Consider the following 20,146-nt stretch of genomic DNA (forward strand, 5'->3'; position numbering starts at 1 on the left):
AGAAACATGCTGATTCTGACTCGTCGTGTCGGAGAAACATTAATGATTGGAGACCAAGTTAGCGTGACTGTACTTGGTGTTAAAGGTAATCAGGTTCGTATTGGCGTGAATGCTCCAAAAGAAGTATCTGTTCATCGTGAAGAAATTTACCAACGAATTCAACATGAACGCGCAATGCACGAACATCTCCAAAACATTGATCAAGAATATCAGCCATCTTTTGAAGAAACTGATTATTCCCAAAATAACTATAATCGCTAAGATTTAAGTTGTTTAAATGATAAAGCGGCTCATTAGGCCGCTTTAAATTTATCTAGAACATGCTTTTACTATAGACGTTCAACTAAGCTTTATTACTGCCCTTCTAGAACTTTACGTACGGGACCAAAACTGCGGCGATGTTCATCAATCACCCCATACTGCGCAATTGCTTCAAAGTGTGCTTTGGTTGGATAGCCCTTGTGTTTTGCAAAACCATACTGTGGATATTTTGCATCTAGTTCAACCATTTCATGGTCTCGAGTCACTTTTGCCAAAATACTCGCAGCCGAAATCTCTGGATGAATCGCATCTCCGCCTACGATTGCATCACAGCTCATCGCTAAACCAGCTGGGACTTTATTACCATCGACCAGCACGTGTTCTGGCTGCACACTGAGTTTTTCGACTGCACGACGCATTGCAAGTAACGATGCCTGCAAAATATTGATCTCATCAATTTCTTGTGCAGAACTTTCAGCAATCGCCCAAGCCAAGGCTTTTTCTTGAATCTCAATAAATAACTTTTCACGTTTTTTTTCAGTGAGTTTCTTAGAATCGTTTAAACCTTCAATCGGGTTATTTGGATCTAAAATGACAGCTGCCGCAACAACCGAACCCACCAATGGACCGCGACCCGCTTCATCTGCACCAGCAATTTTCATATATCTCTCACTCAAAATAAAATACGACCCTTAATTTGGATTTGCTAATACTCAGCAATACCAATGTCTGGGTCGTATAAAATGTTCTAAATCTTAGTTTTTAAATGTTTCGATCACGCAAGCATTTAAAGTATTTGTCACGATTTTAGCCGCAAGATTAGCTTGTGAAGTTTTATCTATTGCTGCTACAACCAAATCCGTTGCAGTCACGCTAGTTGTCGCTTTCTCGCCTACACATGAACACACTTCAGTTTGTAGTTCAGATTTTTGAGTTTCTGTTAATAGTTTTGAACCTGTTTTCCAGTAGCTGTTGTTATTTAGCTCAGTCACGCATTTCGCTTGAACACCCACTTTAACAGCCATCATTGCCAAGCTGTTTGCTGAAGTTGTACCTGTAGATGTACTTGTACCTGTTGTACCAGTCGCAGCACATGCAGAAAGTACAAGCGCTAATGGCGCTAGAACAGCAACTAATTTTTTCACGAATATTTCCTTTGTTCTGTTAATTAACGCGCATATTGTGCCCCAAATCACACACCATCTGATATGACTATTTAAAATAAATTCGGTAGTTGTGTAGTTAATCATCAAAGCCTGTGTTGCATATTCACAACACAGTGTCCCGATTTTAAACGACGCATATTTTTGTGGTCTGTATTAGAATCTGCATAAGATTGGACGCTTAAATAATCAACATGAGCAATAACACACAATACTACACTCGAACAGCTCAGGTCTTACATTGGCTGATGGCGATCATATTCATCGTGGCATGGTTAATTGGCTTTTATAGTGGCAATTTTCTGAGTTATGACGTCGATGGCAGCTTTAAAGGACAAGTGATTACCCTCCATAAAAATATTGCGACTACGATTATTTTTTTGGTGGTGATACGAATCTTTTGGCGCTATACCCACCCCGCACCTGAATTACCTGACAGCATGTCATCCGGCATGAAAACCTTGGCACATTTGGGTCATTTAGCACTGTATTTTGTACTACTGGCTTTGCCGATCACAGGTTGCTTATTCAGTTGGAGTGCAGGTCACCCGGCCCCTGTCTTGTATTTGTTTGAAATACCACGCTTGGTCCACGATAATCCTGAATTACTTGCCATCGTGAAACCGCTACATATTTGGATTTCTTGGGCAGCAGGCTTGCTCTTAGTGGGCCATATTTTGGCAGCACTGAAACATCATTTTATTGATAAAGACCGTGTGCTCAAAAGCATGACACGACAACCAAAACCCTAACAAAGACAAAATAAAAGCCACATTATGTGGCTTTTATTGTGAGCATCATCTTTTAATTCAGCACTTGCTGAGCACAGCCACGCATACTATTCAAAACCGCTTTAGAAATCAGTTTATTCTTTTCAGTTTCATTCACTGCAGCAGTCATCAGATCTTTCGCACCGATATCATCCATGGCATGCTCACTCACGCACTGACAAATCGCAGCTTGATTGTCTTTTTTCTGTTGAGCACTCATAAACAACGCAGCACCTTTCCAAATTTTAGAACTATTTAACTCTTGCGAGCATTGATATTCAATCACAGGCTTTAGCATACGCTGACTTAAACTTGATTTATCTGCACTAGCAGCGGATGAAATCAATACTGCGGCTAAAAATGTAATCGATGAGGCAAATATAGAGCGATTTGAATGAGAGAAAAGCATGATTTAAACATAAAAAAGGCAGTGAATATTCACTGCCTGAGATTATACGCTGATTATTAATTCAACGCTTCAATCTTTTTAATCCAAGTTTGTTTTTCCGCATCTGAAATAAATGATGCTTCAAAAGAGTTAATTGCCAGTTGCTTTAACTCTGCATTGCTTAAATCAAGTGCTTTGGTGATCGCAATAAAGTTATCATTCATATAGCCACCAAAATAAGATGGATCATCTGAATTGACGGTCACATGCACACCTTGTTGCAATAGTCGGCGAATATTATGATCAGCCATATCATTCACAACACAAAGTTTTAAATTACTCAGCGGGCAAACGGTTAATGGCATTTTCTCTGCAATTAAACGCTGCATTAAGGCTGGATCTTCTTCTGAACGTACACCATGGTCAACACGATTTACTTTCAGTAGATCCAAGGCTTCCCATACGTATTCTGCTGGACCTTCTTCCCCTGCATGCGCAACGATAAGAAAACCTGCTTCACGTGCTTTGGCAAAAACACGTTCGAATTTTGATGGTGGATGACCCACTTCACTCGAATCTAAACCAACACCAATAATTTGATTTTTATATGGTAAAGCTTGTTCTAATGTTGCAAATGCTGCGTCTTCAGATAAATGACGTAAGAAACACATAATCAGATGTGAGCTAATGCCCAGTTTTACTTTGGCATCATCACAAGCGCGTTGTAAGCCATTCAAGACAGTTTCAAAAGCAATCCCACGATCTGTATGAGTTTGTGGGTCGAAGAACATTTCAGTATGAACCACATGATCTTCTGCACATTTTTCAAAGTATGCCCATGCCAAATCATAAAAATCTTGCTCATGAATCAGTACATTTGCACCTGCATAATAAATATCTAAAAAAGACTGTAAATTATGAAAATTATACGCTTCTTTTAATTCTTCGACTGATTGATAAGGGATTGCAATATTGTTGCGTTGGGCAATTGCAAACATGAGTTCAGGCTCAAATGTCCCTTCAATATGCACATGTAGCTCTGCTTTTGGCAAAGCGCGAATCAGCTCAAGTTGATCCATCTTTTATCCTCATAAAAATAAAAAAGGGTGCAAACGGAGTTTACACCCTTTCGCTATTTGACAGTATTAACCGCCAAATGCAGCAAATTTTAATGCCCAAAGTGCAGCAATAATCCAGACCATATATGGTACAGTTTTCGCTTTACCTGTAAGCAATTTAACCAATGCATAGCTAATGAAGCCCATTGCAATACCGTCTGCAATTGAATACGTAAACGGCATAAATACAATTGTTAAAAATGCTGGGACTGCTTCAGTAATATCATCCCATTCAATATGAACGATACCTTGAATCATCAACACACCAACAAACAACAATGCTGGCGCAGTTGCAAAACCTGGTACTGACTGAGCAAGTGGTGCTAAGAACAATGCCAAAATAAACAATACAGCAACTACAACTGCAGTTAAACCTGTACGACCACCGGCAGCAACACCTGCTGATGATTCAATATAAGGCGTAGTTGATGACGTACCCAATGCCGCACCCGCAACAATTGCAGATGAGTCAGCAAATAATGCTTTCTTCAAACGTGGTAATTTACCGTCTTTTAATAAACCTGCACGGTGTGATACACCGACCAATGTACCTGTAGAATCAAATAAATCGACCAAGAAGAATACAAAGATCACGCCAATCAAACTTGCGGTGAATAGACCTTCGAAGTTCATTTGCATGAATGTTGGAGCGATTGAAGGAATAGCACCTACAACACCTTTAAATTCGTTGAAGCCCAGCAGGGTTGAAATTGCAGTAATCACCAAAATACTGATGATGATTGCACCACGTACTTTAAAGTGATGCATAACCACAACCATCAAGAAGCCAAGTAAAGCTAACAAGACAGACGGCTGTTTTAAATCACCCAGACTAACCAATGTTGCAGGGTTATCAACAATAATGCCGGCATTTTTCAAAGAAACCAGCGCAAGGAATAAACCAATACCGCCACCGATCGCCAGTTTAAGCGACATTGGAATCGCATTGACAATCGCTTCACGGATTTTGAACATGCTGATAGCGATAAAAACAAGGCCAGAGACAAATACAGCTGCTAAAGCAGTTTGCCATTCCACGCCCATACCCAAACATACAGAATAGGTAAAGTAAGCGTTTAAACCCATACCCGGTGCTAAGGCAATTGGATAGTTAGCAACAAGACCCATCACCAAACAGCCAATGGCTGCTGCTAGACAAGTTGCGACAAAAACAGCGCCATGATCCATACCCGTTTCGGACAAAATCATTGGATTGACAATAATGATGTAACACATTGTCAAGAAAGTAGTTACACCTGCAATGACTTCTGTTTTGAAACTGGTTTTGTTTTCGCTCAGTTTAAACAGACGTTCAAGCATGTTCTCGGAAGATGGATTAGGAGTCGTCATGACCTAGCCCCTATGAAGTAAACTTTATGCATATAAGCATTCCACAAAATTAATCATGTGATGTATTCATCATTAATTTTGTGTATGCCTAAGCAACGAATATGCCAATTCGGCAGATTGTAGGCTTTAAAAAATCCTATTTTCAACAGCATACAACACAGTACAAATGTTGAAATTTGCAAACAAAAAAGCTGCATAAACCTATGCAGCTCCTCTATTTATGTCATTTAATTCGTATTTAATATCAATAAATACTGATCAAATTAATTTCGGCAAATTATAACACATTGATTTTTTAATGTTTCCACATTTTCATCGCTTTTCAATTTAGTAAATTTAAGACATTGTTTTATTTATAAAGTTTCAAATTATTATATGTAAAAATAAAATATCAATATTTAGACGAACTCTTCAAGATCATGCTTGAGCTCAATTCAAAAGCAGCAAGATTGATTTTTTTTAGCGCATATAAGGTGATGCGTTCAAATCATCATTGAACACCTGATTAATTTCTTGCTGTCGCTTTAACTCTGCATTTTTATAAACACTAAACCCTAAGAACACAATGCTGAATATAAAAATTGGTATCAGTATTTTTTTCATAACAAAATTTTATTCATGTTTAAATATTTGGCTATAATAACAAAAAACTTAAACAAAAAGTGACGTATTTCACAATTTTATATCTTATTAAGTCATTTAATAAGCTATTTGTTCGATCAATGTTAACTTTGTAATATATTTTAGACTGATAGACAAGATAATCGCTGAATGTTTTTTTAAATCCTTTTCCTCAAAAAGCCTCACATTGTAGATCATTTCATATACGAAATTTAAAGCACGATCAATTTCACAGGCCCACCGTTACATCCCGAGTGAAGAAGATAAAAAAGCCGCTGACTTAAAAACAGCGGCTATTCATATTTTTTACAGATTCAAAATTTTCAATCTTGAACTTAAGCAGCTTGTTGTTCGTCTCGCTTAAAGACTAATTCGCCATTTAAGCTACTCTCAGCATCGAAATAATATCCATCGGTATTGAACGACTTGATATCTTCAATACGTTCAATTTTATTTTCCAACAAATAACGCGCCATTAGGCCACGTGCTTTTTTGGCATAGAAGCTGATGACTTTATATTTGCCGTTCTTTTGATCGAGAAAAACTGGCTTGATGATTTCGGCTTTAATTTTTGATTCTTTGACCGACTTATAATATTCATCTGAAGCGATGTTGACCAAAAGTTCAGAGCCGGCTTTTTCCAAATCGTCATTGATGAGATTGGTGATGGTATTGTCCCAAAACTCGTATAGGTTATGTCCACGTGGATTTTGCAGCTTGGTCCCCATCTCTAAACGATATGGCATCATTAAATCAAGCGGACGCAATAAACCATAGAGACCCGAGAGCATACGCAAATGGGTTTGTGCATATTCAAGGTCTGAGTTTGTAAGTTTATAAGCATCTAAACCGGTATATACATCACCTTTAAAGGCAAAGATTGCTTGGCGTGCATTAGCAAAATCAAAATCAGACTGCCAATCTCGGAAGCGCTCAACATTTAAAGTCGCAATTTTCTCACTGACACTCATCAAGCTTGAAATTTCACTTGCCGACAATTTACGTGCGACTGAGATCAATTCTTCAGAATGATCTAATAGCCGTGGTTGAGTGAATTTTTCAGTCGGTAAAGCGGTTTCGTAATCTAAAGTTTTTGCTGGAGAAATTAAAGCGAGCATAAACATCCTGATTAATTTTTAATTAAACAAACTATAACAGTAGAGTATTTTCAAATCCAATCTGTGTTTTAGATAATATTAATCTGTAAACTATAGACTCTCCCGCTTTCACATTTTAGTAATTATGTCAGAACAAATGTTCATTCAAGGGCCGATGGGTCAACTTGAAATTTTTGTTGATTATCCACAGGGTGAAGTGAAAGGATTCGCGGTAGTTACACACCCTCACCCATTGCAAGGTGGTACACCACAGCACAAAGTCCCTGTGCTTTTAGCGCAAATGTTCTTAGAACGTGGCTATGTTGTTTATCGCCCAAGTTTCCGTGGTTCTGGCCAAAGTGCAGGAATACATGACGAAGGCAATGGTGAAACTAAAGATACCATGCAAGTCATTGAATTTGCTCGTAGCCAACACCCAAACTTGCCATTTTATGCAGGCGGTTTTAGTTTTGGTGCAAATGTCATGACTAAATGCTATGCCCTATTGCCAGTGGAGTTACAGCCTGTACAGACTATTTTATGCGGCTTACCAACCACAACAGTTGCAGGTGTACGTCACTATGTGACACCGCATATTAAGGGTGATATTTTATTTATTCATGGTGAAGAAGATAATGTCACACTGTTATCTGACTTGATTCAGTGGGCCAAACCACAGCGCCATTTAATCACGGTTTTGCCAGGTGCAAACCACTTCTTTACAGGTTATCTCAAACAGCTTCGTATTGCGATTTCACGCTTTTTAGTATAAACAATACCAAAAATGAGTCAGCTTAACTGGCTCATTTTTTTTGCCTAGTGACCGCTCTATTCCCCACCAATATTTCAGATAAATTCACCTACAGCAATTCGATTTATCCATCTTTTTAATGCATTGGCGATCATTAGCTATTCAACATGTAAAGACCTAAGCCTATGCTCGTTTAATTTTGATTACGCCTCAATTTTTTATCTTAAAACCAATTATTTACTTGTTTAAATAATCAACTACAGAAATAATACCCAGAAAAATTAAGATAAAATTTAGAGGGAAAAATGAAATTTATTGTTGCTGTGATTTTAAGTCTAAGCATTGCAGCTTTGGTTTATTATTTTAATTCAACCCCATCCACAACGACAAATTTGCCAGCGTCTACGGTTGCTGCGAACGATGGTCCCAAAGCCTATTTGACTGCGTCATACAAGATGAATGTCGATGGTCGTGATTTTAGCTTAAAAATGGTCTACGACTTTCCCAACAGCCAAGTGTGCGAAGCCCAACTCAACAGCACTGACACCATGAATATGATCTCAACCTTTAAGCAACGCTGTTCGAGTGACTCGGTGTGTAAAGAAGCTGAAATTTCATCTTGTTCATCTTTTACCGATCAAAAATATAAAGATATGCTCGATAAAAACTATCATGACACTCATTATATTTATTTAAGCGATAGCAAATTGACTGATCAACGTGGTGTGATCGTGTTTTGGGGACTCAATGAACAAGAGTCAGAAAAAATGTGTGACTATGTGAAAAAGAGCAATCGAACTATTAATCCTATCAATATTGAATGTCTATAACGTTGTTCGATACATTCCGTTAAAAAATAAAAAAGCAGCACTATGCTGCTTTTTTATAGATGATTTTTAATTCAATTTTTCAGTTCATTTCGTCATTTGTTTCCATTGAAACTCACTATACGAGTCTTCTTCTTTTAAACTGTTTTCGACCGCTTGAGCCAATTGATTCAATAAACTTTGCTCAGTAATACGATCTAACCAATCTTGGTCTTCATCTGGATAAGAGGTAATTTCACAGACTAGACGACCTGATTCATCCTGCCCCTGACATGTCACTGAAAGTGGCAATTCATGTTGATCGACACTGACTGCAATCTGATCACCACTTTGCGATAACGTTTGAAAGCCATAACGCTCTAATTTATTTGCCAATAATTCAGCAACCTGAGTTTGCGTATCAGCACTGCTTTCAACTCGATTTGAATCGCTATGGGCGGTGAATTGTAGTTTTCTCATGTATCTATCCAAAGACATTCTTGTTGTATGGTTTTAGCATAAGCAATTAAAACCAAACAGCCAAGCATTTGCTTGGCTGTTGTTGAATAAATATACAAATTTAGTGAATTATTTATTCACTTACCGCAATCGTTAAACCGGCTTGAGTCGCTAGCTCTGTAAATGTCGGGAAGCTGGTCGCAACAGTTTCTGTACCCACGATATTTATTTCACCCGAAGTACGTAAACCTGCCATTGAGAAGCTCATTGCAATACGGTGGTCATGATGTGATTCGATTTCACCACCTGTGAAGATTGCACCCCACTCACCCGCTTTGCCTTGACCTTCAATGATGATACCGTCCTCGGTTGGCGTACAATCGATACCCATAATTTTTAGGCCATCTGCCATCACTTGAATACGATCCGACTCTTTCACTCGAAGTTCAGCTGCACCAGTCAAAATGGTTTGACCTTCTGCACAAGCCGCTGCGATAAACAGTGCTGGAAATTCATCAATCGCCAATGGTACTTGATCTTCTGGCATATGAATGCCTTTGAGTGTACGTGAACCACGAATACGAATATCTGCAATCGGCTCACCGCCAGCGATACGTTCATTTTCAACAGTCAGGTCAGCACCCATCTGTTTTAAAATTTCGATCACACCTGTACGTGTTGGATTAATGCCGACCGCTTCAAGTGTGACATCTGAACCTTCAGTAATCGCTGCACCCACCATAAAGAATGCTGCAGATGAAATGTCAGAGGGTACTTGAATGTCCGTACCGACTAACTTGCCACCACCTAGAAGTGAAATGCGATTGCCTTCTGTTTTTACGTCATAACCAAATGCGCGAAGCATACGTTCAGAATGGTCACGTGTCGGTTCTGGCTCAGTGACAACAGTTTCACCTTCCGCCCAAAGACCAGCCAACAAAATACCTGATTTTACTTGTGCAGATGCCATTGGTAAGTCGTAGTGAATACCTTTAAGGTTTTGACTTCCAGAAATAGACACGGGCGGCGTACCACGCTCACCTGTGGTTTGAATTTGCGCACCCATTTCACGTAATGGTTTTGCAATACGTTCCATTGGACGTTTTGATAATGACGCATCACCCGTCATCACCGAATCAAACTTTTGTGCCGACAACATGCCTGAAAGCAAACGCATTGAAGTGCCTGAGTTACCCATATACAAAGCGCCTGCAGGTGCTTTTAAACCATGCATACCTACACCATGAATGGTGACTTCGCCGTTTTTAGGGCCTTCAATACTTACACCCATATCGCGGAATGCTTGAAGGGTTGCCAAGGCATCTTCACCTTCAAGGAATCCAGTGACATGCGTTGTGCCTTCTGCAATAGCACCAAACATAATAGAGCGATGTGACACAGATTTATCACCTGGCACAGTAAATTTACCTTGGAATTGCTTTGGACCCGGTAAAATTTTGAATTGCTGTGTCGTCACTTTATTTTTCTCCATCAGTGGTTTCTTTGCGAGCATGTGATTGAAATGTTGGCGTGCTGCTTGTGCATGCCCCAACAGTCCCATCAACGCTTGTGAGTTTTCATCTTCAATCAGTTTGCGAAGAATAGCCAATTGTTTTTCAAAGCCATCTACCGCATTTAAAATTGCCTTTTTATTAGCAAAAAAGATGTCATGCCACATATGTGGGTCGCTTGCAGCAATGCGTGAGAAATCACGAAAACCGCCAGCGGCATAACGGAAAATATCTAAATTGTCTTCTCGGTTCGCAAGTTGCTCAACCAAGTTAAATGCCATCAAATGCGGAAGATGACTGGTATGGGCCAACACTTCATCGTGTTTTTCCACCTCCATGCAAATCACTTCCGCTTTGGCAGCTTGCCACAATTGAATCAGTTTCTCTACAGCCCAATCTGCACTGCTAGGTAATGGTGTCAAAATCACTTTGTGATTAGCAAATAAATCTACCTTACCTGCATGCACACCTGTTAGTTCAGCCCCAGCAATCGGATGCCCCGGTACAAAACCAACAGGTAATTGCTCACCATAGACTGCTTTCGCTGCATCAACGACATTGCCTTTGGTACTCCCAACATCGGTAATAATCGTCTGTTCGGATAGATAAGGCTTGATCGCTTCAAGGACTTTTTGTGTCGCTCGTACTGGCAAAGCCAAGACAACGAGATCTGCACCTTTGACCGCTTCAGCAGGATCGCTATAACCCTGCTGAATAAGTCCTAAAGCTTTTGCATCTTCTAAAGTTTTTTGTGAACGCGTAGATGCCACAATTTCTTTAGCCAAATCTTCAGCAATCATGACACGAGCTAGGCTTGAGCCAATCAGCCCAAGCCCAATAAAAGCAACTTTTTCAAATAGTGGCACAGACATGACTTAAGCTTTAGCCTCTAAGCCCAAAACTTTAGCCAAGGCAGCTAAGAATTTAGCATTTTCAGCTTCAGTCCCAATTGATACACGTAAATGCTCAGGGATACCAACTGGACGAACAATCACACCTTCTTTTAATAAAGCATTGAACGTCTGTGCAGGATCTGCTTTTACATTTACTAAAATGAAGTTCGCACGTGAAGGTACATACGCTAAACCTAGAGCATCAAAACCTGATTCAAGTTGTGCCATACCTGCTTTATTCACTACACGTGATTTTTCAATAAACGCTTCATCTTTAAGTGCAGCAACTGCAGCCACCATCGCAAGATGGTTCACGTTAAAAGGTTGACGAATACGATTAAGGAAATCCGTCACTTCAACTGAAGCCAAAGCAAAACCAACACGTAGCGCAGCCAAGCCATAGCATTTTGACATAGTACGGCTAACGATTAAGTTTGCGTATTGATCTAAGAATTTCAAGCTGTTGAAGTTTTCTGGGAAATATTCCACATAAGCTTCATCTAAAACCACGATCACATTTGCAGGTACTTTTTGCATGAACGCTTCAAATTCAGCTTCTTCAAACCATGTACCTGTTGGATTATTTGGGTTCGCAATAAAAATTAATTTAGTATTGTCTTTAATTGCCGCAGCCATTGCATCTAGGTCATGTGAAAAACCTTTTGCAGGCACTTCAATCGCTTCAGCATTAATTGCTTGTGTCACCAGACCATACACAGCAAATGCGTGTTGGCTATACACCACTGAGTCTTGCTCTGAAACAAAAGCACGAGCGAAAATTTCTAGAAGATCGTTTGAACCATTACCTAACGTAATACGGTCATGTGCAATACCAAATTGTTTTTCAACTTGGTCTTTCAAAATAAAACCGCCACCATCCGGATATCGACCAATTTCTGCAAGTTCAGCAGCAACCGCTTCTTTCACTTTGTCAGAACAACCCAATGGGTTTTCATTTGATGCGAGTTTTACGATATCTGTAATACCCAACTCACGCTCAAGTTCACTAATTGGTTTACCTGGTTGGTAAGGCTTTAGCTTTGCAATGCCTTCATTGGCTGGGACAAACGTCATTTTACACTTCCAGTTTTTTCAAATGATGAAGGTGATCAACTCCTGATGGAATTGATCACAGTTGTGATCTTAAAGAACAGCAATCGGATATGAACCCAATACACGAATTTCTTTAACCAATGGACGAATTTCTTCAATCGCTGCTTTGACATTGTCTTGTTCTACATGGCCTTCAAGGTCAACAAAGAAGACATAGGCCCATTTTTCAGGCAAGGCAGGACGTGTTTCAATACTGGTCAAACTGATATTGTGTTTTGCAAATGGTGCAAGAATTTCAAGCAACGCCCCTGCACGGTCATGCGCAGAAATCAACAATGAAGTTTTATCATTGCCCGATTGCGGTACTTTCTCACGACCAATCACCAAGAAACGAGTAGTATTTTCAGGATTGTCTTCAATATTGCTATGCAAAATTTCAAGGTTGTAAATGTTCGCAGCGACTTCTGAAGCAATTGCTGCTGAGTGCCATTCATTGCGAATACGGCGTGCAGCTTCTGCATTTGAACTGAGTGCAACACGTTCTACACCTGGATAATGAGCATCTAACCAACCACGGCATTGTGCCAAAGTTTGTTGATGAGCATAAATTTGTTTAATGCTGTCTTTACGTGTGTTTTCAGACACTAGGAACTGGTGATGAATACGCAGTTCAACTTCACCAATAACATTCAGATGTGAAGATTTAAAACAATCTAAAGTGTGGTTCACTACACCTTCAGATGAGTTCTCTACAGGCACAAGACCATAGTGCGCACTGCCTGCTTCTACTTCGCGGAATACTTCATCAATCGTTGGAAGAGGGCGAACAACAGCGTCTTGACCGAAATGTTTTAAAACAGCCGAATGCGTATAAGTTCCGACTGGACCTAAAAACGCAATACTTTGCGGTGCTTCAAGAGCTAAACATGCCGACATGATCTCACGGAATAAACGCGCCATAGTCACATCAGACAATGGCCCTTCGTTACGATCCATAACTTTACGTAAAACTTGTGCTTCACGTTCAGGACGATAAAACAATGGATTCTCTTCTGCAGCAAATTTTGCTTTTGCCACAGCTTCAGCTAGTTTCGCACGACGGTTGATAAGTTGTTGAATCTGCATATCAACAGAGTCGATATCTTCACGAATTTGAGCTAAGTCCAGAGAAGTCGGAGTGTTTTGATCATCGTTGATCATTGTTATGTCGCCCTTCAAAAAAATTTTGCAAACAGTATAACAATAGTTAGCTTTCAAATGTTGCGCAATACGACTTTGATGGTTTCAGCCTTAAAAACATACAGTTGATTAAAGCTTCATCAGCTTAACTTAAGAGCCAAAACAGCCAAACTGATAGGTAAAGCCATAATTAAGGCAAATCTTACCTTTTGACGGCTTTATTGATCATTCATCTTGAGCAGCACAATAAATAGACCTTCTCTTTTCCTCCAAATTTGCATCAGATCCATCCCCTTGTATAAACCCATCAATCAATTTGTTTCATTGGTCATTTCAGTTTTAAATTTTGCTCTCAATACTTGAAGCAAAATAAAAATTTCAAAACTTGGCTTTCATGGCATAGAAATAATTTGAAACTTAAAGATGATCTATATAAACACTTGGTCATTGATCGTTTTTTCAGTGACTTAATAGGCACTTTCATCTAGTGTTTACAGTCATTGACGCATTTATTACAAAAGACACAGGTAATTTTTTTCATTGCTTTGTAGTCTAAATATCAGAAAAAAAATAACAGACCCATAGGTACAAGTATGCACAAGAAAATTGCAGTGTTAGTGACCTACGATTTTGAAGATATTGAGTACCTTGAGCCTGTGGAGGCCTTTCGAGCCGCTCGGCACAGCATTATCAATATCGAAGATCAGGTTGGAAAAATTGTTTACGGCATGAAACGCCGTTCCCAGATCACCATTGATCAGAGTATCGATGACGCCTCTGTGCATGATTTTGATGCCTTGTTTATTCCCGGCGGTTATTCCCCAGAGAAACTCTCTTTAGATGACCGTTTTATCTATTTTGTACGTAATTTTGCAGATAGCCAAAAGCCGATCTTGAGCAGTTGCCATGGTCCACAGTTGTTATTAGAAGCTGGTGTCATACAAGGTCGCCATTTCGCCCAATCTGAAACGCTGAAATCTGCTTTACTAAACGCAGGTGTGGTGGTGTCGGATCAATCGGTCGTGAATGATAATAACCTATATATATCGTCTCGCAGTACTTTAGATACACCTGAATTTATTGAAGTCTGTCTGCAAGTTTTGGGGCAACCGTCATTATCATAGGTTTCAAAATATTCACGCAAAATTAAACACACAATCTAATTCAAATAAGCAAATCTATAGAAAAATATCCTCAAAAAAATAGCGAAGTCTTCACTTCGCTATTTAAATTTCAGCCTGATAAATTGTTTATCGACCTAAAATACTTCGTGCCACGATTTCTTTCATAATTTCATTGGTGCCACCGTAGATTTGCTGAATACGTGCATCAACAAAGAAACGTGAAATTGGATATTCGGTCATATAACCATAGCCACCAAATAATTGAAGTAGATTATGGGCCACTTTCATTTGCATATCAGTAGAAAAGCTCTTGAGTGCTGCTGCAGTTTCAACATCAAGTTTGCCTTGCATATAAAGTTCAACATTTTGATTATAAAATGCCGCTGTAGCCAATTCGTCAATCTTAGCCTGTGCCAAGACAAAACGAGTATTTTGGAACTGTCCGATCGCCTGTCCGAACGCTTGTCGCTCTTTAACATACTGCGTTGCCACATCAATGGAACCACGAATCGCACCAATTGCAGTTGAGGCAATTGCGGTACGTTCACGCGGTAACTCTTGCATCAAGTAAGCAAAGCCGTGTCCAGCTTGACCCAAAAGTTGCTCTTTCGGTACTTTGACATTGTCATAAAACAACTCAGAAGTATCTTGTGCATGTAGACCAATTTTGTCGAGGTTGGTACCTTTCTTAAATCCATCCAAATGTGTATCGACTAAAAGTAATGACACGCCTTTGGCACGTGCTTGTGGATCAGTTTTCGCGGCCAATACCACAAGGTCTGCATGTTGACCATTTGAGATAAAAGTTTTCGAACCATTGAGCAGATAATAATCACCCTGCAAAATTGCACTACTGCGCATAGACTGTAAGTCCGAACCTGCACCCGGCTCTGTCATACCAATAGCACCGACCACTTCACCCGTGACCATTTTCGGTAACCAATATTGTTTTTGTTCTTCTGAACCAATGTGCAAAATATAAGGCGCTGCAATTTCAGAATGGCATGAAATACCTGTCGATAATGCACTAAAACCTGCTCGCGCAGATTCTTCAACTAGCATCAGTGAATAATGCGTTGGGACGCCATAGCCGCCATATTCTTCAGGCACATCCACACATAAAAAGCCATTTTCACCCAAAGCATTCCATACTGAACGCGGCATAATGCCTTCACGTTCCCATTGCTCATAATGTGGTGCGACATGCTCTGCCATAAAACGGCGAAAGTTATCTCGAAATAATTCTAAGTCTGCATCATAAGCTAGCATGTGTTTCTTCCTTGGTTGAGTTTGTTATTTTGTTGAGCTCCATCCTATTGCAGTTTAGAACAGCCGTCATGCCTAAAAACTAAAGCGTTCAAATTTGGCTTTGACCTTGCATTAAAAAAGGAAGCCGAAGCTTCCTTTTTAATTACATCTTTTACATCACAGCATTAGCGTTATGCATGATGTGCATTGCCTTCTTCTTGCATCTGACGGTCAATTTCTTCAGGATTTGCTAAAGCAAAATCTAGTTTTTCTTTGTCTAATTGACCCACCCATTTCGCAACCACAATCGTTGCCAATGAGTTACCTACAAGGTTCGTTAATGCACGTGCTTCTGACATGAAACGGTCAATACCAAGAATTAATGCCAAACCTGCAACAGGAATATGACCCACAGCAGACAATGTTGCAGCCATCACAATAAAGCCTGAACCCGTCACACCCGCAGCACCCTTAGATGAAATGAGTAGAACCAACAACAACGTGATCTGATGCGAAATATCAAGCGGTGTATTGGTTGCTTGTGCAATAAAGATTGCTGCCATGGTCAGGTAAATAGACGTACCATCTAGGTTAAATGAATAACCTGTTGGAATAACAAGACCCACTACAGATTTTTCTGCGCCAGCAAGTTCAAGTTTTTTCAACATACGTGGCAGTACAGACTCTGAAGATGACGTACCCAGTACGATCAGTAACTCTTCGCGAATCATGCGAATCATTTTCAAAATACTGAAACCGCAAATACGTGCAATTGAGCCAAGTATAATGAAAATAAACAGCAAACATGTGATATAGAAGCAGATGATCAATTGCCCCAATTGCGCCAAACTACCAATACCATATTTACCAATGGTATAAGCCATCGCACCGAAAGCACCAATTGGTGCAAGCTTCATGATCATGTTTACAATGTTAAAGAATACATGTGCAATTTGATCAATAAACTTCAATACGGGCTTACCTGCATCACCAAGTTTATGCAAAGCAAAACCAAATAATAAGGCAAATAATAGAACTTGAAGAATTTCACCCTCAGCAAACGCACCAACAACGGTGTTTGGGATGATATTCATAAAAAATTCTTGGGTAGATTGTGCTGCACCAGATTCAACATATTTAGAAATACCTGCAGTATCTAAAGATGCTGGATCTACGTTCATGCCCACACCTGGTTTTGCAATATTAATCACTGCAAGACCAATAATGAGTGCGATGGTCGAAACGATTTCGAAGTATAGTAAAGCGACCCCACCTGTCTTACCCACAGATTTCATGCTTTCCATGCCTGCAATACCACTTACCACGGTACAGAAGATCACAGGTGCAATAATCATTTTAATTAGCTTAATGAAACCTTGTCCTAGTGGATAGAACAATTCACCCCAGCCTTTTACGTATTGCTCGGTACCATTGATAATTTGCGTACCACTTGGTGAGAAATGACCCACCAATACACCCGCAATAATGGCAACGATCACTTGAAAATATAGTGACTTATAAATTGGTTTTTTAGCCATGACATTACTTCACGATATATTTCTGCTTCAAAGAAATATTCAGTTTTTGTCTATTTTCAAAAAATAAACAGCCCAAAACCCCTTTGTCTTCGACAAAAGAGCACCAAAGGTATTTGACTTAGCCAAATACAGAAAAACGAAATATGTATGGTGATTAAATAATCACATCAGGACCTGATATAGAATCAGCACATTGATCAGGAGATGAAACGCATACTAAAGTAGGTTAAATTTTACCTGTTTTTTAATGGCTTGTTCTGCCACAAATGTTAATTTCGGTTAAATAATAGACCGAGATCATTAGACTATAGTCTAAAGACTGCATTTTTTACACTCATTATCAGGCTGAAAAATACCAACTATAGAAGTAAACTATCCTTAAGTCCTAATTTTAAGCCCTGTATTTGCATGAACAATAAACGAAATATTTACAAAGATTTTGAACATCCTTTTGCGCAATTTGTCCGTATCGTGGGTAAAGGTAAAAATGGCGCACGTTCGCTCACTTATGATGAAGCCTACCAAGCATTCAGCATGATCTTAAAAGATGAGGTTTTAGACGTTCAATTGGGCGCTTTCTTGATGTTATTGCGTGTAAAAGAAGAATCAGTTGATGAACTCACTGGCTTTGTCCAAGCCACACGTGATCAGCTCAAGTTTAAAAAACTTGATGTTGATTTAGATTGGTCATCTTATGCAGGTAAACGCAAACATTATCCTTGGTTTTTATTGGCCGCATTAACGCTAGCAAAACACGACTACAATGTCGTAATGCATGGCGCTTCAGGTCATACCATTAACCGCCTTTATACAGAACAAGTATTAGAGTATTTGGGTTTTCCTATTTGCCAAAATGATACAGATGTGGAACAGCAACTCATACAACGTCATTTTGCTTATATTCCGCTCGACGTCATTTCACCAATACTCAGTGATTTAATTTCACTGCGCAATGTGATGGGTTTACGTTCCCCAATTCACACCCTTGCGCGTCTGATAAATCCATTTAATGCCAAAGCCACCATGCAAGCTATTTTCCATCCAGCCTATCGTGGATCACACCAACGTGCGGCATTTCAATTGGGTTATCAAAATAGTGCTGTCATTAAGGGTGAAGGTGGTGAATTCGAACGTAATCCCGATGCAAAAACATTAATTTGTGGTATCAAGGATGGTGAAATGTATGAACATGAATTGCCTAAACTGACGGACAACCGCAGTCCAGTCGAAGAAGAACTTGATTTGGCCATTTTTAAAGCCGTGTGGGACGGTCAGCAGGCACATGAATATGGTGAAATCGCGGTCACCGAAACCATGGGAATCGCACTGTATACCATGGGTGCCATCGCAAGTTTTGATGAAGCAATGCAAACTGCCAAAACCATGTGGGCAAATCGTCACGCTTAAATAAGCAGATATGTAGCAACAAATTTAGGTATGCATCAGCTAATAAAAAAGCCAGCATTAAGCTGGCTTTTTCAATCAGAAAGAAAAAGGATTAAACGAAACGAATCGGCTTGAACTCAGGTTCTTCCACATGTGAGTCGCAATGCTCATCTTCTTCTTTGGTCCCGCGGTCGATATAACCACTACGCTCATCTTCTGGCAAATGTTTAATTTCCCATGCATACACCGCTTGCATACAAATTTGACGTTGTTCTTGAGTCAGCGCTACACCATTTGGCCATTTACCAATTTCAATTGCCGTTTTTAATCGACCAACAATTTCAGGATCGAGTACGGCAAGCATCTGTTCAATATTCATAATTAATCCTGCTTTAATGAGTCAAAATCTTGGTTCCAGCCTAGCTTGGTACGACATGCCATATAGAAGTCATAACCAGGTGGATGTAATAAGTTGAGCTTAAATGGATGTTTGCGGATATGTAAACTATCGCCTACACCCAATGATACACTGTGTTGACCATCGGCACTGACCATTGGTAGAACACGGTTTTCACGAATCAAAATTTTAATTTCGCTTTGTCCGCCCACGACAATCGGACGTGACGACAAAGTATGAGGATGCATTGGCACTAAGGCAATCGCATCCATACTTGGGTGGACAATCGGACCACCACCAGATAATGCATAAGCTGTAGAGCCAGTTGGCGTCGAAACAATTAAACCATCACTGTGTTGGCGGTACACATATTGCCCATCAATATTTAGTTCAAAGTCGATCATGTGTACCGATTTACCCGAGTGCAGCACAATATCATTTAAAGCCACAGCATCATAAATCGACTCACCTTTCGAGCGAATTTCCATTTCCAACAAGAAACGTCGGTCTAGCTGAAACTCACCTTTGAGCACTTGATCTAACTTGAAAATCACTTCTGTCGGTTTGATATCGGTCAGGAAGCCCAAACGACCACGGTTCACCCCAATCACAGGGGTATTATATTTCACCAAGGCACGTGCAGCATGAAGCAATGAACCATCACCGCCGACTACGATCACCAAATCGACGACTTCTCCCAATAAATTACGGCTGACCGTCTGAGTATTATTATAGGGAACCAGCTGCGCTGTTTGCGTATCAAATACAGGATGTAATCCCAAACTCAAAATATGATCGTGGATCAAACATAGGGTTTCGATCACTGATGATTTGTCTGGACGACCAATCAACCCAATGTTTCGAAATGATTTATGTGAAATTTGCACCTGCGCTTTTGCTCCGCTTCGCCTCATTGGTATCATATCACTAACAGAAATGATTTAAAAAAACTTTAAAGTTTCGACTTTAGTGAAGTAGCTTCCAATATTTTGCATACATATAACAGTTTAAATATTGCAAAATACTGAAAAGC

20 protein-coding genes are annotated in these 20,146 nt (G+C 39.7%); 6 read left to right on the forward strand and 14 right to left on the reverse strand.

Annotated features, from left to right (window positions below):
- Positions 1-6: 6 nt before the first annotated feature.
- Positions 7-261, forward strand: coding sequence for a carbon storage regulator CsrA (csrA, locus tag FTU80_RS14220; RefSeq protein WP_078189080.1), 255 nt, complete (start codon positions 7-9; stop codon positions 259-261).
- Between the two features lie 92 nt (positions 262-353).
- Here csrA and rnhB read toward each other — a convergent pair whose 3' ends face one another.
- Together rnhB and FTU80_RS14230 are read right to left on the reverse strand one after the other, a co-directional pair.
- Positions 354-923, reverse strand: a complete 570-nt coding sequence (gene rnhB / locus FTU80_RS14225; RefSeq protein WP_180085745.1) for a ribonuclease HII — start codon at positions 921-923, stop codon at positions 354-356.
- Positions 924-1,016: 93 nt separating this feature from the next.
- A complete protein-coding gene (locus FTU80_RS14230) occupies positions 1,017-1,406 on the reverse strand; it encodes a hypothetical protein (RefSeq protein WP_180085746.1) in 390 nt (129 codons plus the stop codon).
- 212 nt (positions 1,407-1,618) lie between these two features.
- Here FTU80_RS14230 and FTU80_RS14235 point away from each other — a divergent pair, with 212 nt between their 5' ends.
- The gene (locus FTU80_RS14235; RefSeq protein ID WP_180085747.1) at positions 1,619-2,176 is read left to right on the forward strand and encodes a cytochrome b; all 558 of its coding nucleotides are present in this window, start codon (positions 1,619-1,621) and stop codon (positions 2,174-2,176) included.
- A gap of 52 nt (positions 2,177-2,228) precedes the next feature.
- Here FTU80_RS14235 and FTU80_RS14240 read toward each other — a convergent pair whose 3' ends face one another.
- The 4 genes from FTU80_RS14240 to yaaA form a co-directional block, all read right to left on the reverse strand.
- Positions 2,229-2,603 (reverse strand): hypothetical protein, encoded by a 375-nt coding sequence (locus FTU80_RS14240; RefSeq protein ID WP_111885321.1) that lies wholly within the window; start codon positions 2,601-2,603, stop codon positions 2,229-2,231.
- A 56-nt stretch (positions 2,604-2,659) separates the two neighbouring features.
- Positions 2,660-3,661, reverse strand: coding sequence for an adenosine deaminase (locus tag FTU80_RS14245; RefSeq protein ID WP_180085748.1), 1,002 nt, complete (start codon positions 3,659-3,661; stop codon positions 2,660-2,662).
- A gap of 66 nt (positions 3,662-3,727) precedes the next feature.
- A complete protein-coding gene (locus FTU80_RS14250) occupies positions 3,728-5,050 on the reverse strand; it encodes an NCS2 family permease (RefSeq protein ID WP_111885323.1) in 1,323 nt (440 codons plus the stop codon).
- Positions 5,051-6,006: 956 nt separating this feature from the next.
- The gene (gene yaaA / locus FTU80_RS14255; RefSeq protein WP_180085750.1) at positions 6,007-6,789 is read right to left on the reverse strand and encodes a peroxide stress protein YaaA; all 783 of its coding nucleotides are present in this window, start codon (positions 6,787-6,789) and stop codon (positions 6,007-6,009) included.
- Between the two features lie 124 nt (positions 6,790-6,913).
- Between yaaA and FTU80_RS14260 the strand changes: the two genes are divergently transcribed.
- Both FTU80_RS14260 and FTU80_RS14265 read left to right on the forward strand, forming a co-directional pair.
- A complete protein-coding gene (locus tag FTU80_RS14260; RefSeq protein WP_180056075.1) occupies positions 6,914-7,540 on the forward strand; it encodes an alpha/beta hydrolase in 627 nt (208 codons plus the stop codon).
- A gap of 284 nt (positions 7,541-7,824) precedes the next feature.
- The gene (locus FTU80_RS14265) at positions 7,825-8,349 is read left to right on the forward strand and encodes a hypothetical protein (protein WP_180085752.1); all 525 of its coding nucleotides are present in this window, start codon (positions 7,825-7,827) and stop codon (positions 8,347-8,349) included.
- 84 nt (positions 8,350-8,433) lie between these two features.
- Here FTU80_RS14265 and FTU80_RS14270 read toward each other — a convergent pair whose 3' ends face one another.
- The 4 genes from FTU80_RS14270 to pheA form a co-directional block, all read right to left on the reverse strand.
- Positions 8,434-8,805: a hypothetical protein gene (locus FTU80_RS14270; protein WP_078194409.1), complete on the reverse strand. Its 372-nt coding sequence runs from the start codon at positions 8,803-8,805 to the stop codon at positions 8,434-8,436.
- A 112-nt stretch (positions 8,806-8,917) separates the two neighbouring features.
- Positions 8,918-11,167 carry a bifunctional prephenate dehydrogenase/3-phosphoshikimate 1-carboxyvinyltransferase gene (locus FTU80_RS14275; protein ID WP_180085754.1) on the reverse strand — a complete coding sequence of 750 codons (2,250 nt, stop codon included), beginning with the start codon at positions 11,165-11,167 and terminating at the stop codon, positions 8,918-8,920.
- Positions 11,168-11,170: 3 nt separating this feature from the next.
- A complete protein-coding gene (gene hisC / locus FTU80_RS14280; protein WP_078189092.1) occupies positions 11,171-12,262 on the reverse strand; it encodes a histidinol-phosphate transaminase in 1,092 nt (363 codons plus the stop codon).
- Between the two features lie 69 nt (positions 12,263-12,331).
- Positions 12,332-13,441 (reverse strand): prephenate dehydratase, encoded by a 1,110-nt coding sequence (gene pheA, locus FTU80_RS14285; protein WP_180077541.1) that lies wholly within the window; start codon positions 13,439-13,441, stop codon positions 12,332-12,334.
- Between the two features lie 572 nt (positions 13,442-14,013).
- Here pheA and FTU80_RS14290 point away from each other — a divergent pair.
- Complete coding sequence (locus tag FTU80_RS14290; RefSeq protein ID WP_180085755.1) at positions 14,014-14,544, forward strand: DJ-1/PfpI family protein; 531 nt, start codon at positions 14,014-14,016, stop codon at positions 14,542-14,544.
- A gap of 126 nt (positions 14,545-14,670) precedes the next feature.
- Here FTU80_RS14290 and FTU80_RS14295 read toward each other — a convergent pair whose 3' ends face one another.
- Both FTU80_RS14295 and FTU80_RS14300 read right to left on the reverse strand, forming a co-directional pair.
- The gene (locus FTU80_RS14295) at positions 14,671-15,813 is read right to left on the reverse strand and encodes an acyl-CoA dehydrogenase family protein (RefSeq protein ID WP_180005245.1); all 1,143 of its coding nucleotides are present in this window, start codon (positions 15,811-15,813) and stop codon (positions 14,671-14,673) included.
- Between the two features lie 170 nt (positions 15,814-15,983).
- On the reverse strand, positions 15,984-17,330 hold the full coding sequence (locus FTU80_RS14300) for a dicarboxylate/amino acid:cation symporter (RefSeq protein ID WP_078194416.1): 1,347 nt from the start codon (positions 17,328-17,330) through the stop codon (positions 15,984-15,986).
- Positions 17,331-17,738: 408 nt separating this feature from the next.
- Here FTU80_RS14300 and FTU80_RS14305 point away from each other — a divergent pair, with 408 nt between their 5' ends.
- The gene (locus FTU80_RS14305; RefSeq protein WP_180085757.1) at positions 17,739-18,737 is read left to right on the forward strand and encodes a glycosyl transferase family protein; all 999 of its coding nucleotides are present in this window, start codon (positions 17,739-17,741) and stop codon (positions 18,735-18,737) included.
- Positions 18,738-18,828: 91 nt separating this feature from the next.
- Here the strand turns inward: FTU80_RS14305 and FTU80_RS14310 are convergent, their stop codons facing one another.
- Positions 18,829-19,095, reverse strand: a complete 267-nt coding sequence (locus tag FTU80_RS14310; RefSeq protein WP_078189099.1) for a YeaC family protein — start codon at positions 19,093-19,095, stop codon at positions 18,829-18,831.
- Between the two features lie 2 nt (positions 19,096-19,097).
- A complete protein-coding gene (locus tag FTU80_RS14315) occupies positions 19,098-20,036 on the reverse strand; it encodes an NAD(+) kinase (protein WP_078189100.1) in 939 nt (312 codons plus the stop codon).
- Positions 20,037-20,146: the final 110 nt, after the last annotated feature.

The organism is Acinetobacter sp. YH12145 (assembly GCF_013418335.1).
In the GTDB taxonomy this organism is placed as follows: Bacteria; Pseudomonadota; Gammaproteobacteria; order Pseudomonadales; family Moraxellaceae; genus Acinetobacter; species Acinetobacter amyesii.